12 protein-coding genes are annotated in these 16855 nt (G+C 60.5%); 9 read left to right on the plus strand and 3 right to left on the minus strand.

What is annotated here, in order from left to right:
- Positions 1–149: 149 nt before the first annotated feature.
- Genes BUA94_RS04725 through BUA94_RS04735 form a run of 3 tightly spaced genes read left to right on the plus strand, consistent with a single transcriptional unit; the run spans position 150 to position 5340 of the window.
- Entirely contained in the window at positions 150–1196 is a 1047-nt protein-coding gene (locus BUA94_RS04725; protein WP_073010919.1) for an efflux RND transporter periplasmic adaptor subunit, read from the plus strand.
- The gene (locus tag BUA94_RS04730) at positions 1196–2269 is read left to right on the plus strand and encodes an efflux RND transporter periplasmic adaptor subunit (RefSeq protein ID WP_175557996.1); all 1074 of its coding nucleotides are present in this window, start codon (positions 1196–1198) and stop codon (positions 2267–2269) included. Before BUA94_RS04725 ends, BUA94_RS04730 begins: the two co-directional genes overlap by 1 nt.
- Positions 2266–5340 (plus strand): efflux RND transporter permease subunit, encoded by a 3075-nt coding sequence (locus BUA94_RS04735; RefSeq protein WP_073009440.1) that lies wholly within the window; start codon positions 2266–2268, stop codon positions 5338–5340. The genes BUA94_RS04730 and BUA94_RS04735 overlap by 4 nt, the downstream gene beginning before the upstream one ends.
- A gap of 73 nt (positions 5341–5413) precedes the next feature.
- On the opposite strand, the gene BUA94_RS04740 is transcribed toward BUA94_RS04735, so the two are convergent.
- The 3 genes from BUA94_RS04740 to BUA94_RS04750 form a co-directional block, all read right to left on the minus strand.
- On the minus strand, positions 5414–5716 hold the full coding sequence (locus BUA94_RS04740) for a DUF2218 domain-containing protein (RefSeq protein WP_073009444.1): 303 nt from the start codon (positions 5714–5716) through the stop codon (positions 5414–5416).
- A 142-nt stretch (positions 5717–5858) separates the two neighbouring features.
- On the minus strand, positions 5859–6800 hold the full coding sequence (locus BUA94_RS04745; RefSeq protein ID WP_073009448.1) for a response regulator transcription factor: 942 nt from the start codon (positions 6798–6800) through the stop codon (positions 5859–5861).
- Positions 6784–10185, minus strand: a complete 3402-nt coding sequence (locus BUA94_RS04750; protein ID WP_073009451.1) for a hybrid sensor histidine kinase/response regulator — start codon at positions 10183–10185, stop codon at positions 6784–6786. Before BUA94_RS04750 ends, BUA94_RS04745 begins: the two co-directional genes overlap by 17 nt.
- 436 nt (positions 10186–10621) lie before the next feature.
- On the opposite strand from BUA94_RS04750, the gene urtA reads away from it, so the two are divergent.
- From urtA to fmdA, 6 genes are all read left to right on the plus strand, one after another.
- On the plus strand, positions 10622–11881 hold the full coding sequence (gene urtA, locus BUA94_RS04755) for an urea ABC transporter substrate-binding protein (RefSeq protein ID WP_073010921.1): 1260 nt from the start codon (positions 10622–10624) through the stop codon (positions 11879–11881).
- Between the two features lie 137 nt (positions 11882–12018).
- Positions 12019–12945, plus strand: a complete 927-nt coding sequence (gene urtB / locus BUA94_RS04760) for an urea ABC transporter permease subunit UrtB (protein WP_073009454.1) — start codon at positions 12019–12021, stop codon at positions 12943–12945.
- An 11-nt stretch (positions 12946–12956) separates the two neighbouring features.
- Entirely contained in the window at positions 12957–14090 is a 1134-nt protein-coding gene (gene urtC / locus BUA94_RS04765; protein WP_073009458.1) for an urea ABC transporter permease subunit UrtC, read from the plus strand.
- 23 nt (positions 14091–14113) lie between these two features.
- A complete protein-coding gene (urtD, locus tag BUA94_RS04770; RefSeq protein WP_073009461.1) occupies positions 14114–14869 on the plus strand; it encodes an urea ABC transporter ATP-binding protein UrtD in 756 nt (251 codons plus the stop codon).
- A 10-nt stretch (positions 14870–14879) separates the two neighbouring features.
- A complete protein-coding gene (gene urtE, locus BUA94_RS04775; RefSeq protein WP_073009464.1) occupies positions 14880–15569 on the plus strand; it encodes an urea ABC transporter ATP-binding subunit UrtE in 690 nt (229 codons plus the stop codon).
- A gap of 52 nt (positions 15570–15621) precedes the next feature.
- Positions 15622–16851 (plus strand): formamidase, encoded by a 1230-nt coding sequence (gene fmdA / locus BUA94_RS04780; RefSeq protein WP_073009466.1) that lies wholly within the window; start codon positions 15622–15624, stop codon positions 16849–16851.
- Positions 16852–16855: the final 4 nt, after the last annotated feature.

Below are 16855 nucleotides of genomic sequence, written 5' to 3' on the forward strand. Positions count from 1 at the left end.
GGTCTTGTCATCAAGTCTCTTATTGACTAACTAGTCAGTCATTAATGACCGTGTCCTCAAAATTCAGGGGATGCAGCCCTCATTGCCGGGGGCGCCGGACGGGGGTTGCATAGGCAATGAATGTGAAGATTGTCCCGGCATTTATCAAAATGGCGGTTTTCGGCATTGGATTATTTGGTCCTCTCGCCGCTTTTGCCGAGCCTTTGGCTATTGTTAAGGCCCAGAAGGCTGTCCACGTGGACTACACGCCGGAACTTGTTCTGGTCGGTGAAGTCGACGCCCGCTATCACAATGACATCGCCTTCCGGGTGACTGGACGGGTGAGCGAGCGTCTTGTCGGCGTTGGGGATCATGTCACCAAAGGCCAGATCCTGGCACGGCTGGATCCCCAGCAGCAGAAAGCGGATCTTGATGCCGCCCGCGCTTCCGTGGCCTCGTCCTCGGCCATCCTGACCAACGCCTCCCTCTCGCTGGACCGTCAGAAGGCACTGCTCTCCAAGGGGTTCACCACCCGCAGCGACTATGACTCCGCCGAACAGGATTTCCGGGTTGCCCAGGGCAACCTCGACGGGGCGAAGGCCCGGCTTGCGGATGCGGAAAAGACATTGGACGAGACGATCCTCAGGGCGGACGAGGACGGCGTGATCACAGAACGCTCCGCAGAAGTCGGTCAGGTCGTGCAGCCGGGTGAAAAGGTCTTCGCGATCGCCCGCGACGGGGAACGGGATGCTGTGTTCCAGGTCTTTGAGGGCCTCTTGTCCGATGACCTGGAAGGCTCGGACTTCTCGATCTGGCTGCAGTCCGACCCGGATGTGAAGACGGTTGGTCACCTTCGCGAGATTTCTCCGACCATCGACCCGGTGACCGGGTCCGTGAAGGTCAAACTCTCCATCCAGAACCCGCCTGCCGAGATGACCTTGGGTGCGCCCGTCGCCGGTGCGGCAAGGTTCCGTTCCGAGCGGACGGTTATCCTGCCGTGGAGTTCGCTGAGTTCCACGGACAATGAACCTGCCGTCTGGGTGGTCGACACTCAGAGCCAGGCCGTCAGCCTGCGCAAGGTTACGGTCGCCCGCTATGAGAACAACCGGATCTTGATCGAGGATGGTCTTGAAGATGGCGAGATCATCGTCACGGCCGGCGGGCAATATCTCTACCCAGGTCTCAAGGTCGAGACGGTGCTGCAGGAGGCGGAATGATGTCCGTTGGTTTTCGCTTCGCGGCGCTGGCTTCGCTCGCGCTCCTGACCGCTTGTGGCGAGGAAGAGCAGCAGGTTGCCGAACCTATCCGCCCGGTTCTCTCCGTCATGGCCGAAAAGCAGTGGCCCGAAGAAGCCCAGTTCACCGGCACCGTTGAGCCGCGCTACACCACCGATCTCGGGTTCCAGGTTCTCGGCCGGATGATCAGCCGGTCGGTCAATGTCGGCGACGAGGTCAAGCAGGGCCAGCAGATTGCCCTGCTGGATCCGGCGAGCCTCGAGTTTGCCGTCCGGGTGGCCGAAGCCAGCCTGTCCGCGGCAAAAGCCCAGCTTTCCAATGCGGAAGGGGCAGAAAAGCGCCTTCAGGCTCTGGCCAAAACGGGCGTTTCCTCCAAGGCGTCACTGGATACGGCGGAGCAAAGCCGCAAGACCGCCGAGGCCAACGTCGCCAGCTCCGAGGCAGATCTCGAGAAGGCCAAGGAGCAGCTCGGCTTCACGCGGCTGACAGCAACCTATGACGGGGTCGTCACCGCAACCGATGCCAGCGTTGGCCAGGTGGTCAGCGCCGGTCAGACGATCGTCAGCATTGCGCGTCTGGACGCCCGCGATGCGGTGGTCGATGTGCCGGAGGCGCTCATTTCCCAGCTTCAGGGCAAGGTGTTCGAAGCTTTCCTGCAGACCGTCAAGGGCCCTGCCGTGAAGGCGGAAATTCGCGAGATTGCACCTCAGGCAACCAGCGCGACCCGGACCCGCCGTGTCCGCATGACCCTGGAAAATCCGCCACCCAACTTCCGTCTTGGTTCCCTGGTGACCGTTCGCTCCAGCGATGCCCGCGATGAGGTTATTTCTCTCCCCCTGACCTCGCTCTTTGAGGAAGAGGGCAAGACCTATGTCTGGCGGGTCGACGAGGCCTCCATGACCGTGGAGAAGGCTGCCGTCACCGTTGGGCGCAAGACAGATGTGGCTTTCGTGGTCCAGGACGGGGTTGTTCCGGGACAGAGAATTGTGACCGCCGGCGTTCATAGCCTGAAGCCAGGGCAAAAGGTTCATCTCGGCGGGGAGCCGGCACTATGAAGAAATTCAATCTTTCCGACTGGGCGATCAATCACCGGTCACTCATGTGGTACTTCATGATCGTCTCGGTGGTCGCAGGGCTTTTGTCCTATGTGAACCTGGGCCGTGAGGAAGACCCGAACTTCGTCATCAAGACCATGCTCGTGACGGCCCAGTGGCCGGGTGCCTCGACCGAGGAAACCCTCAGCCAGATCACTGATCGGATCGAGAAGAAGCTGCAGGAAATCCCGTCTCTCGACTACACGAAGAGCCTGACCCGCCCGGGGTCCGCCATCGTCATGGTCAACCTGCAGGACACGACCAAGGCCAAGGACGTGAAGCCGACCTGGCAGCTTGTCCGCAACATGATGGCCGACATTGCCTCCGAGTTTCCCTCCGGCACGCTCGGGCCCTTCTACAATGACGAGTTCGGCGATGTGTACGGCAATGTCTATGCCTTCACGGCCGATGGCATCAGCTTCCGCCAACTCCGCGATTACGTGGAAGGCGTCCGCACCCGCTTCTACACGGTGCCAAACACCGGCAAGATCGAGCTGCTCGGTGCTCAGGACGAAATCATCTATCTGGAATTCTCCACCCGCAAGCTGGCAGCCATGGGCATCACCAGCGACAGTGTCCTTGCCACCTTGCAGGAGCAGAACGCGGTCGTGCCATCGGGCGTGGTTCAGGCCGGTCCCGAGCGCATCAGCCTGCGCGTGGACGGACAGTTCCGGGATGAGAAGGACTTCGAGAACGTCAACCTTCGCATCGACGGGCGCTTCTTCCGCCTGAGCGACATTGCCACGGTGACCCGTGGCTATCAGGATCCGCCGTCTGACCTCTTCCGCTACAACGGTCAGCCGGCCATCGGCCTGGCCGTCGGCATGCGCGTTGGCGCGAACTTGCTGGATTTCGGCGAAGCGCTGGATGAGGAGCTGCAGAAGGCTATTGCCGATCTCCCGGTCGGGGTTGGTGTTCACCAGGTGGCAGACCAGCCAAAGGTGGTTGAGGAAGCCGTGGGCGGCTTCACCAAGGCCCTGTTCGAGGCCGTTGCCATTGTTCTGGCGATCAGCTTCATCAGCCTTGGTCTCCGGGCAGGCTTCGTGGTGTCCCTGTCGATCCCGCTGGTTCTGGCCATGACCTTCATGTTCATGGAGTATCTGGGAATCTCACTTCAGCGAATTTCGCTGGGTGCACTGATCATTGCTCTCGGCCTTCTGGTGGATGATGCGATGATCGCGGTGGAGATGATGGTGGCGCGGCTGGAGCGGGGCGACCCGCTCAGCAAGGCGGCGACATATGTCTACACCTCGACTGCATTCCCGATGCTCACCGGCACGCTTGTGACCATCGCAGGCTTCATTCCGGTTGGCCTCAACAACAGTGCGGCAGGGGAATTCACCTTCACCCTGTTCGTCGTGATTGCCGTGTCGCTGATCCTATCCTGGATCGTGGCCGTGCTCTTCGCGCCTTTGCTCGGGGTAACCTTCCTTCCAAAGGCCATGAAGGCCCATCACGAGAAGAAGGGCCGTTTCGGCAGTGCCTTCGAGGGATTGCTCCGGTTGGCCATGCGCTTCCGCTGGATCACGATCATCCTGACAATCGGTGCCTTCGGGCTTTCGATTGCGGGCATGGCCCTCGTGCAGCAGCAGTTCTTCCCGCCGTCAGACCGGCCGGAACTGATTGTCGATTTCACCCTGCAGCAGAACGCGTCCATCGCCGATACCCGCGATCAGGTGCTCCGGTTCGAGGAGTATCTGAAGCAGGAAGAGGATATCGATCACTGGTCGAGCTATATCGGCCAGAGCGCGGTGCGTTTCATCCTGTCCTATGATGTGAAGATGCCGCAGCCGAACTTCGGTCAGGTGGTCATCGTCACCAAGGGGCTGGAAGAGCGCGTGGCGGTTCAGGCGAAGCTGGAAAAGATCCTAAGGGAGAACTTCGTCGGGATCGATGCCTATGTGAAGACCCTTGAGCTCGGACCGCCGGTCGGCCGTCCTGTCCAGTACCGTGTCAGCGGTCCGGATGTGGCCAAGGTGCTCACCTATTCCCGTGAAGTGGCGAGCATTGTCGGCCAGGACGAGAATGTCACCAGCGTCGTCTATGACTGGAACGAGCCGGGCCGTGTTCTGAAGGTCGATGTTCTGCAGGATAAGGCGCGCCAGCTCGGCATCAGCTCGATGGACATTGCCAACCAGCTGAACAGCATCGTTGGTGGCACCACCGTCACTAGCATCCCGGATTCGATCTATCTGGTGAATGTGGTGGCGCGCGCCGACCCGGAGGAGCGTCACTCGATCAAGACCATCCAGCAGCTCCAGATGCCGACCTCGGGCAATTCCTCTGTGCCGCTCGCGGCCATTGCGAATGTCCGTTACGAGATGGAGCAGCCGGTTGTCTGGCGGCGGGACCGTCAGCCGACGGTCACGGTCATGGCCGGGATCACCGGCAATGTGCAGCCGGCAACGGTCGTGATGCGTCTTGAAAAGGAAATCAAGGCACTCGAGGCCAAGCTGCCGCCGGACTACTTCATCGCCACCGGCGGTGCGGTTGAGGAAAGCGCCAAGTCCCAGGGCCCGATTGCGGAGGTCGCTCCTCTGATGGTCTTCGTCATGCTGACGATCCTGATGATGCAGCTGCAGAGCTTCCAGCGCCTGTTCCTGGTGATAGCGGTGGCTCCGCTCGGCCTGATCGGCGTGGTTGCGGCTCTGGTGCCCAGCGGTGCGCCGCTCGGCTTCGTGGCGCTGCTCGGTGTTCTTGCCCTGATCGGTATCCTGATCCGGAACTCGGTCATTCTGGTCGTGCAGATCGAGGATCTGCGCAAGGAAGGGGTCGAGCCCTGGGAGGCCGTGTTCGAGGCAACCGTGCACCGCATGCGGCCGATCATGCTGACCGCTGCCGCCGCCTCGCTCGCCATGATCCCGATCTCCCGGGAGATCTTCTGGGGGCCCATGGCCTATGCGATGATGGGTGGCATTCTCGCCGGGACCATGATCACGCTGCTGTTCCTGCCCGCGCTTTATATCGCCTGGTTCCGGATCCCCGGTCCCAAGAAGGGCAAGCCGGTCGATACCGAAGCTGCCAGCGCCTGATCCGGGCACAGACAGACGACAAAAAAAGAGCCGGGAAGCGTTGCTGCTTTCCGGCTCTTTGCATTTTCAGCGCTCAGCTGGCGGCAGCCTGGTGTTCCTGCCAGATAAGCTGCGGTGTTTCGCGCCAGGCAAATTTCTGGAGATGGGATTCGATGACATCCTTCAGCAGGGCGATGTTTCCGGGTTCTCCCGTCTCGCACTGGATCACCAGTTCGCTTTCTGTGGCCTGCATGGTGCAATCGCCATAGGGAAAGGTCACGCTGCCGGCTTCCTCGGTCCAGTTGGCGGGCACCTTGTGCGCGAAGTGCTTGCACAGTTGCTGCAGATATTTGCGGGCGGATTCCGTCTGCACGACTGTCTTGATACTATGCCGCATGGCCCTGGATCTCCTGTCACCTCAGATCCCCACCGCGGAACGGTTGGGAAAATACATGAATTTTAAATTCATGTATTTGAAGGTGCGCTGGATGTCTACCGGACAGAAGGGTCGCGATGGCGGGTGAGACCGCCGCAACGGGTCAATCCAGCAGCTTCTTCAGGGACAGGATGGCCGCTGCGGTTCTGTTCTCGACGCCCAGCTTGGCGAAGATCCGGTCGAGATGCTTGTTCACCGTGCGCGGGCTCATATCCAAGATGCTGGCGATTTCCTTGTTGGATTTGCCGCTGGCGATCCAGGTCAGAACCTCTGCCTCCCGCTCCGTCAGGCTGAACTCCTGGCGCAGGGCATCACTGCCTGCGACCCGGGATCCTTTCGCGACCCGCAGCAGATATTCATTTGAAGAGATCGCGCCGACATAGGTGAAGCGAAGGCCGGTCCCTTCGAGTTCCGTGAAATGATCCTCAATGTCTGCGGGTCTTGCAGCGCTGCTGGCGGCGATGGAGGCGCGCAGCCATTCGAGGGTTGCCTGGGGCAGCACAACGGCGGAGGCAAAATCCTGGTCTTCCGCATGCCGGTCCAGTCCCAGCAGGCTTCTGGCCTGCGGCGTGTTCCAGCAGACTTTGCCGGAGGAGGTAACGGAGAGAAGAAAGCGTCCGGAGACATCCAGCGCCAGATGGGCGCTGTTGGCATTGCGGGCATTGGCGATGTGGACACGCAGGCGAGCCAGCAGCTCTTCCGTATTGACTGGCTTGGTCACGTAATCGACGCCGCCAGCCTCAAGGCCCCGGACGATATTCTCCGTGTCGCTCAGCCCGGTCATGAAGATCACGGGCACGTTCTGCACGTCATCCATGCGTTTCAGCCGCTTGACCGTCTCAAACCCGTCGAGGTTCGGCATCACCGCATCCATCAGGATCGCGTTGGGCGTGATCCTCGAGGCAATGTCCAGCGCGCGCTGCCCGTCGGGGGCCACAAGCACGGTGTAGCCGGCTTCTTCGAGCGAATGGGTGAGCATGCCGAGAGAGGAGGGGGTGTCGTCCACCACCAGCACTGTGTCGCTTGGACTAGAAACAATCATCATCATTCTCAACTGTCTCCAGAAGCTGTTCATAGCGTTTGATGTCGAATTCGCTGACGAGGTCGCGCAGGTGGGCGACAAAGGCTGCCGATTGCGGCTGGTGCCGCTCTATGTCGTCGAGCTTTTCCCGGATGCCGCGGATATGGCCCATCTGGCTCAGCTGCCTGAGCATCCTGAGGCTCTCCGCATTGGGCAGGATGCCGGGGGCAAAGAGTGGCGCTTCGGGGGCCTGGGCCTGCGCTTCTTCACGCTCTCCCGTTCTCCAGACGATCTTCAGATGGTGCTGCAGCCGTTCCAGCAGTTCCTTCAGGCGGAAGGGCTTGACCAGGTAATCGTCGTGGAAGATCCGGTGCACCGGGTCACGGCCGCGCTCATCGGCACTGGCGGAGATCATGATGATGACGGCTGCACCGTGGCCGGACTGGCGCAGCCTGCGGGCCAGTTCCCAGCCGGACATGCCTGGCATGCTGATGTCCAGCAGGAAGACCTCGGGCAATTCCTCTTCGGCCAGCTCAAGGCAGGCCTTGGCATTTGGCACAGTGACGACCTTGAAGCCGAGCGGCACAAGGAAATCCCGCAGCAAGTTGCGCTGGGCCGGATCATCGTCGGCAACCATGATGGTCTGGGTTGCCCCTTCGTAGCCGTAGATCTGCTTTTCTGCCGGGGCAGGGCGGTCCGGCGTCTGGGCTGCAGACAGGAGCAGGCGGACCCTGAAGGTGCTGCCGTTGCCGAGACTGCTTTGCACGCCAATGTCTCCGCCCATCACTTCGGTGAGAAGCTTGGTGATGGCAAGCCCCAGCCCGGTACCGGGAATGGAGCTGCTTTCTGCCGTCTCCACCCGCTCGAAGGGAATGAAGATCCGCTCCAGGTCCCGCTCGGCAATGCCGATGCCCGTGTCGATCACGGAAAACTCCGCGACCTGGTTCTGATAGCCGACCTTCAGGGTGACGCTGCCGAAATGGGTCCACTTGATCGCGTTGGACAGGAGGTTGATCAGGACCTGGCGCAAGCGCTTCTCATCGCCATAGACATGGATCGGCAGGTTGCCGGAAGGCAGGAAGCGGAACTCGATGGACTTGGCATCCGCCTGCAGGCGGAACATGTCGACGATCTGGGTCAGAAAATCCTGCAGGTTGAACCTGTCGCGGTAGATGGTCAGATGGCCCGCCTCAATCTTGGAAATGTCGAGCAACCCTTCGATCAGCCCGGCCAGATGATCGGAGGAATGGCGGATCACCTTGATCGCATCGCGCCTGCGGGCAGGAATATCCGGATCTCGCTGGATCAGCTGGGCATAGCCGGAAATCGCATTCAGCGGCGAACGCAGCTCATGGGAGATGCCGATCAGATACCGGCTCTTGGCCTGATTGGCCGCTTCCGCGGCTTCCTTGGCCTTTTGCAGTTTCCGATCGGTACGGCTGTGGGCGCGGATTTCCCGCATCAACAGGCTGGTCTGACGCCGGGTTTCCTCATTGGCGACCTTGCGGCTCTCGTGAACCAGAACGAAAAGCCAGGCCATGACGCCGGAGATGATCAGGAGAATGAAGAAGACCTGTGTGAGGGCCTGGCCGATGCCAAGCCGTGAGCCTGCAAGCGTGCCTGGTTCCGTGTGGAAATAGACGAAGGAGAGGATGCCGCCGAGCGCCAGGGCGACAATCAGCATGATGCCGAGATAGAGCCCGAGCCGGGAGGCAAGCCTTACGGCGATGGTCTCCGGCAACACCGTCTTGAAGAAGACTTTCAACTGGTCGCCGAGGCGGGCTTCCTTCTTGCAATCATCCTCGCAGCGGGCATCGAGCGAACAGCAAAGCGAGCAGATCGGGCCCGTGTAGACCGGGCAATGGGCCATGTCCTCGGTCTCGAAACTGTGCTCGCATATGCAGCACTTGAGCATGGCCGGTGCCTTGCCTTCCGGGGTCAGGAACGGCTCTTCCTTGCGGGCCAGATAGTAGCGGCCCTTGGTGGCATAGGCGATCAGCGGCGCCAGAACGATGGCACCAGCAAGGGCGATATAGCTGGCAAAGGCGCGGGGGATATCCCCCAGAATGCCGGAATAGGCGACGAGGGCCAGCAGGCTGGCAATGGTCATCGAGCCGAGGCCGACCGGATTGACGTCATAAAGATGCGCCCGCTTGAACTCGATATGAGGCGGGCTGAGCCCCAGCGGCTTGTTGATCACCAGATCAGCGAAGATGGCGCCGATCCAGGCAACGGCCACGATGGAATAGAGCCCGAGGGTCCGGTCAAGCGCCTTGTAGACGCCGAGTTCCATCAGGAGCAGGGCAATCACCACATTGAACACCAGCCAGACCACGCGGCCCGGGTGGCTGTGGGTGAGCCGGGAGAAGAAGTTCGACCAGGCAATCGACCCGGCATAGGAATTGGTCACGTTGATCTTGATCTGGCAGACGATCACGAACACGCCGGTAAGGGCCATGGCCATTTCCGGTGAGGCCATCTGCTTGAAGGCGACCAGATACATATGGGTCGGTTCGACGGCGAGATTGGGCGCCACGCCATTGGACAGGGCCAGCACGACCAGAAACGAGCCCAACAGCAGCTTCAAGGCACCGATCACGATCCAGCCCGGACCTGCCGCCAGCAGGGCCAGCCACCATTTGGCCCGCTTGCCCCGCCGCTCGCGCGGCAGGAAGCGCAGGAAGTCGACCTGCTCGCCGATCTGGGCAATCAGTGAGAACACCACGGCACTGGCCGAGCCGAAGAGAAGCACGTTGAAGGAGCCGCTCTCGTCTCCGAACCTGCCGGTGAAGGACTGCCATTCCTCGACCGGAGCGATGCCTTGCCAGGCGAGAAACAGGAACGGCAGAATCTGCAGAACCACCCAGAGCGGCTGGGTGTAGACCTGCAGCCGGCTGATCAGCGTGATGCCGTAGATCACCATGGGAATGATCACCAGGGCGCAGATCAGGTAGCCGATATTGAGCGGAATGCCGAGGAAGAGCTCCAGCGCCGTCGCCATGATTGCGGCTTCCAGGGCGAAGAAGATGAAGGTGAAACTCGCGTAGATCAGCGAGGTGACCGTGGAGCCGATATAGCCGAAACCTGCTCCCCGGGTGAGGAGGTCGATATCGACCCCGTATTTGACGGCGTAATAGGAAATCGGCAGGCCGGTGAGGAAAATCAGCAGTCCGACGCAGAGGATGGCCGAGACGGCATTGGTGTAGCCGTAATTCAGGGTGATCGAGGCGCCGATGGCCTCCAGGGCGAGAAAGGAAATCGCGCCAAGGGCGGTGTTGGCCACCCGGATGGCTGACCATCTCCGCCCGCTCTTGGCGGTGAAGCGAAGTGCGTAGTCCTCAAGGGTCTGGTTTGCGACCCATTGATTGTATGTCCGGCGCAAGCGTACGACCCGCTGATGACCTGCCATATAACCCCAGCCCCAAGTCGATCCTGCCGTAGACGTTGCTTTTTGTGCGATGCCGCAGAAATGGCATCGCCATCGCCTAATTTCGAAGCAGATATTGCGTGTAGTGCACCTGATTTCTGTTTTTGATTTGTAATAAGCAATTACCGTGCCGGTGTTTGTCTGTCTTTTGAACTGTTTCCAGAATGTAAGTTTTAGAAATATTCAAATGAAGATAGGCGGCTGAAATGATTTTCAGTCGCCGTTCAAACATGAATATTTATACGTTGTTCTGTCAGATTTCCGTAGTCTTGGACATCGGTCGGAAAATTGGAATACGTCAATTAACCCACAGCAACTGACGCATTGCGGCACTGCACCATTTTCCGCGAGCCTCCTCTCATGCGGTGCGCCGATGCCGGCCCCGCACCTGCAGCTCACACAGGAGGTGGCGACATCCATGACTAACAACGGCAGAAAGACCGGCCTTGGCTCGACCAGGCGCGGCGTGATCCTCGGGGCAGCGACGGCTGTCGCTCTAACCGCTTTCTCTCAGTTCGGTGTCGGCAAGGCGCATGCGGACGATGCCAACACCACCGGTCTGGCGGTCACCGCTGATACGGTGAAGGTCGGTATCCTTCACTCGGTGACCGGCACGATGGCGATTTCCGAAACCGGCTCGGTGCAGGCGGAAAAGCTGGCCATCGAGCAGATCAACGCCATGGGCGGTGTTCTGGGCCGCAAGATCGAGTTCGTCCAGGAAGACGGCGCGTCCGATTGGCCGACCTTCGCCGAAAAGGCCAAGAAGCTGCTCGTGCAGGACAAGGTGGCGGCCGTGTTCGGGTGCTGGACGTCCGCATCGCGCAAGGCGGTTCTGCCGGTGTTCGAACAGTATAACGGCATGCTCTATTACCCGACCTTCTATGAGGGCCTGGAAGAGTCTCCCAACGTGATCTACACGGGCCAGGAAGCAACCCAGCAGATCCTCGCCGGCATTGACTGGGTGGTGAAGGAAAAGGGCGCCAAGAGCTTCTACCTGCTCGGCTCCGACTATATCTGGCCGCGCACGTCCAACAAGATTGCCCGCAAGCACATCGAGAAGCTGGGCCTCAGCGTCGTGGGCGAGGAGTATTATCCGCTCGGTCACACCCAGTTCAATTCGGTGATCAACAAGATCAAGCTGAAGAAGCCGGACGTGATCTATGCGATCGTCGTGGGGGGCTCCAACGTTGCCTTCTACAAGCAGCTCAAGGCTGCCGGCATCGACATGACCAAGGAAAAGCCGGTTCTCATGACGATCTCGGTGACCGAGGATGAAATTCTCGGCATTGGCGGTGAGAATATCGCCGGCGCCTATGCCACGATGAAATACTTCCAGTCCCTCGACAACGACAACAACAAGGCATTTGTCGAAGCCTTCAAGGCCAAGTATGGCGATGAGATCGTCATCGGCGACGTGACCCAGGCCGCCTATCTCGGCCCCTGGCTCTGGAAGGCTGCGGTTGAAAAGGCCGGCAGTTTCGACATCGACAAGATCAAGGCCGCGTCTCCCGGCATCGAGCTGACCACAGCGCCGGAAGGCTACGTCAAGATCCACGAGAACCACCACCTGTGGTCCAAGACCCGTGTCGGGCACGCCAAGGCTGATGGCCAGTATGAAGTGGTCTACGAGACCAAGGACCTGATGGAGCCGAACCCCTTCCCGGAAGGCTACCAATAAGTCCTGACCTCCCCTCCGGCAGCTCCGGCTGCCGGCCCCTCGGGTGCTGCAGGACGCAGCCATTGCGGCACCCGTCTTTCCGAACCTCCCCCTTTTGACTGGAGCATGGACCTGCTCCTCGGCATGGAGACGTGCGCATGTTCGCCGATTACACCTGGTCGGAACTTGGTTCCATCTTCGCCATGCAGGGCTTTGCCGGGCTCATCCTGTTCTCGGTCTTTGTCCTCATGGCGCTCGGTCTCGCCATCATCTTCGGCCAGATGGGGGTCATCAACATGGCCCATGGCGAGTTCATGATCCTCGGGGCCTATGTCACTTATCTGTGCTCGCACATTGTCGAGAATTACGTTCCCAGCCTCTTCGGCGTTTATTTCTTCGGCGCGATGATCCTGGCCTTTTTCGCTTCGGCGGCGCTGGGCGCGCTGGTCGAATGGGCCCTGATCCGGCATCTCTACAAGCGTCCGCTGGACACGCTGCTGGCCACCTGGGGCCTCAGCCTCATGCTGCAGCAGGCCTATCGCTCGATCTTCGGCGCCCGTGAAGTCGGCGTCACCCTGCCGGACTGGCTGCTCGGTTCCGTTGCCCTGACCGATACGATCGAAGTGCCGATCAACGGCCTCTTCGTCATGGCCCTGACCCTGGTGATCGCGGTCGCCGTCTATTTCCTGATGTTCCGTTCCAGAATGGGCATGCAGACCCGCGCCGTGGTTCAGAACCGCGTCATGGCAGGCGCCGTCGGCATCAACACCGAGCGGGTCGACCGCAAGACCTTTGCCCTTGGCTGCGGCATCGCCGGGATCGCCGGCAGCGCCTTCACCATGATCGGGTCCACCGGTCCGACCGCCGGCCAGCTCTATATCGTCGACACGTTCCTGATCGTCGTCTTCGGCGGCGCCGCCAGCCTCCTTGGCACCATCGCCTCGTCCTTCGCCATCAGCCAGGCCCAGTCGACCATGGAGTTCTTCCTCTCCGGGTCCATGGCCAAGGTGCTCACGCTGCTGACGGTCGTCGGCATCCTGATGCTGCGCCCCGAAGGCCTGTTCTCTCTGAAAATCCGCCGCTGAAGGGGGCTCATATGACCAACGGAAAAAGCTTTCTCTCCCGGCAGGATCTTCTCGCACTCGCGGTTCTCGCTGCCCTGCTGTTCATCGTTCTGCCCGTCTCCGTCGATATCTTCCGGCTCAATCTGGTCGGCAAGTATCTGACCTATGCCTTCGTCGCCATCGGACTGGTGCTGTGCTGGGGCATGGGCGGGATCCTGAGCCTCGGGCAGGGCGTGTTCTTCGGCCTTGGCGGCTATTGCATGGCCATGTTCCTCAAGCTGGAGGCCTCCACGCCGGAGGCCACCAAGATCCAGTCCACCCCGGGCATTCCGGACTTCATGGACTGGAACCAGCTCACCGAGCTGCCCTGGTTCTGGGAGCCTTTCAAGAGCTTCGGCTTCACGCTTGCCGCGATCCTTATCCTTCCCGCCATCTTTGCCTTCATCGTCGGGGCAGCCATGTTCAAGCGCCGGGTGGGCGGGGTCTATTTCGCCATCATCACCCAGGCCATCGCTGCCATCCTGACCATCCTGATCATCGGTCAGCAAGGCTACACCGGCGGCGTCAACGGCATCACGGATCTGCGCACGCTCATGGGCTGGGACATCCGCACGGACAGCGCGAAATACGTCTTGTATTTCCTCAACGGCGGTCTGCTGATGGCTGTCCTCGTGCTGTGCCTCTTCGTGCTGAAAAGCAAGCTTGGACGTCTTCTGGTCGCCCTGCGCGACAAGGAGGACCGGGTGCGGTTCTCCGGATATGACGTGGCAAATTTCAAGATCTTCGTCTTCTGCTTTGCCGCTGTCCTTTCCGCCATCGGCGGGGCCATGTTCACCCTGCAGGTCGGCTTCATGTCGCCGTCCTTCGTCGGCATCGTGCCGTCGATCGAGATGGTGATCTACTGCGCGGTCGGCGGACGCCTGTCCATCTTCGGAGCTGTCTACGGCACTCTGCTCGTCAACTGGGCCAAGACCACCTTTTCCGAAACCTTCCCGGAACTCTGGCTCTTCGGTCTCGGCGCGCTGTTCATCGCGGTTGTTCTGGTCTTCCCCAACGGTCTTGCCGGTGTCTACCGGGCCCAGGTCGCGCCCCGCGTCAAGAAGTGGCTGCACACCCGCAAGAGCGGTCCGGATGCCCCGGTCCAGGATCCCCAGGCGGCCGAATGAGCCAGGCATAGGAGCAATCGTCCATGAATACGCTAGCCAACAACACGGACTTCCTCCTGTCGATCGAGAACCTCACGGTGTCCTTCGACGGCTTCAAGGCGGTCAACGACCTCAACCTCTATGTGGATGAGAACGAGATCCACGTGATCATCGGTCCGAACGGGGCAGGCAAGACCACGGTTCTGGACCTGATCTGCGGGCGGACAAAAGCTACGGATGGGTCAGTCAAGTTTCGCAACCGTGAGTTGACTTCCATGAAGGAGCACGAGATCGTTCGGGAAGGAGTGGGACGCAAGTTCCAGAATCCCTCCATCTACGAGGACCTGACCGTGTTCGAGAACCTGGAGATTTCCTTCCCGCGCGGCCGCAACGTTTTTGGCGCGCTAACCTTCAAGCGGGATGAAGAGGTGGTCTCACGGGTGCGGGAAATCGCCGAAATGGTCTTTCTCGACACACTGCTCGACATGCAGGCAGCCCTGCTCAGTCATGGCCAGAAGCAGTGGCTGGAGATCGGCATGCTGCTGATCCAGGACCCGGAACTGCTGATGCTCGACGAGCCGGTCGCCGGCATGAGCGTGTCGGAGCGCAAGCAGACCGCCAAACTTCTCAACGAGATCACCAAGGGCCGGTCCGTGCTCGTGGTTGAGCACGACATGAAGTTCGTCGAGGACATCGCCCACCGGGTCACCGTCCTGCACCAGGGCAAGATCCTGTCCGAAGGCTCCATGGCCAAGGTTCAGGCCGATCCCAAGGTCATCGACGTCTATCTGGGTCATTAGGAGGCAGACAATGCTCACAGTGGATCAATATCATGTCGCCTATGGCCAGAGCGAGGTTCTCCACGGCCTGGACTTCACCGTCGCCCCCGGCGAGATCGTCGCCATCATGGGCCGCAACGGCATGGGCAAGACGACGCTGATGAAGTCGCTCATGGGGATCGTGCCGACCAGCCACGGCAAGGCGCAAGTCGATGGCATCGACGTCACCGCCCTGAAGAGTTTCGACCGGGTGGCCAAGGGCATTGCCTATGTGCCCCAGGGCCGGATGATCTTTCCGAGCATGACCGTGCAGGAGAACATCGAGACTGGCCTGACTGTCTCCGGCCGTTCCAAGGTGCCCGAAGGCATCTATGAGCTGTTCCCGGTACTCCTCGAAATGAAGGGCCGGCGGGGCGGCAATCTTTCGGGCGGTCAGCAGCAGCAGCTTGCCATTGCCCGGGCGCTGGCCACCAACCCCAAGGTCCTGCTGCTGGATGAGCCGACCGAAGGCATCCAGCCCTCCATCATCCGCGAAATGGCCCGTGTTCTCAAACGCATCCGCGACGAGCGCGGCCTGTCGATTGTCGTTTCCGAGCAGGTGCTGTCCTTCGCGCTCGATGTCGCGGACCGCATCCTCGTGCTGGAGAACGGCCGTCTTGTCCATGACGAGCCCCGCGCTAGCGTCAATGAAGAGAAGGTGGCCGCCTTCCTTTCTGTCTGATCCCGAACAGTCCCTCCGCGCCATGGGATGGCGCCAACCACAGGAGCAAACGATGGCCGATACCCTGATCTCGGTGGATCTCAAGGAGTCACCGCATACCAATGAGAAGATCCACAACCGCTGGCATCCGGATATTCCGATGGCCGTGTGGGTCGAGCCGGGCGACGATTTCAAGATCGAGACCTATGACTGGACCGGCGGTCAGATCAAGAACGACGACGATGCAGCCGACGTGCGCGATGTGGAGCTGGAACAGGTCCACTATCTCTCCGGTCCCATCGGTGTGAAGGGCGCGGAACCTGGCGATCTTCTGGTGGTCGATATTCTTGATATCGGTGCCAAGGAAGAGATGCTCTGGGGTTTTAACGGCTTCTTCTCCAAGCAGAATGGCGGCGGCTTCCTGACCGAGCATTTCCCGGAAGCGCAGAAGTCGATCTGGGACTTCCACGGCATGTTCACCAAGTCCCGCCATGTGCCGGGCGTGTCTTATGCCGGGCTGATCCATCCGGGTCTGATCGGCTGTCTGCCGGACCGCAAGATGCTGGACATGTGGAACGACCGGGAAAAGGCGCTGAAGGCCACCGATCCGACCCGCGTGCCGGCCCTGTGCGAATTGCCCAACACCAAGTCGGCCCATATGGGCGCACTGAAGGGAGAAGCGCGGGACAAGGCGGCAGCGGAAGGCGCCCGCACCGTGCCCCCGCGCGAACATGGCGGCAATTGCGACATCAAGGATCTGTCGCGTGGCTCGAAGATCTACTTCCCGGTCTATGTGGACGGGGCAGGGCTCTCCATGGGCGATCTTCACTTCAGCCAGGGCGATGGCGAGATCACCTTCTGCGGCGCCATCGAAATGGCCGGCTGGCTGCACATCAAGGTCAGCCTGATCAAGGACGGCATGTCCAAATACGGCATCAAGAACCCGATCTTCAAGCCGTCGCCGATCACGCCGAAATACGATGACTACCTGATCTTCGAGGGGATCTCCGTCGATGAAGCCGGCAAGCAGCATTATCTCGATGTGCATATCGCCTATCGTCAGGCCTGCCTGAACGCCATCGAGTATCTGAAGAAGTTCGGCTACTCGGGCGCTCAGGCCTACGCGATCCTGGGGACTGCCCCGGTTCAGGGGCATATTTCCGGCGTGGTGGACATTCCCAATGCCTGCGCAACCCTGTGGCTGCCGACGGATATCTTCGAGTTCGATCTGATGCCGGGCGCTGCCGGGCCGACGAAGTTCCTCGACGGGTCCATCGACATCCCGCTCGCACCGGATCTCTAAGGAG

Source organism: Roseibium suaedae (assembly GCF_900142725.1).
Classification (GTDB): Bacteria; Pseudomonadota; Alphaproteobacteria; order Rhizobiales; family Stappiaceae; genus Roseibium; species Roseibium suaedae.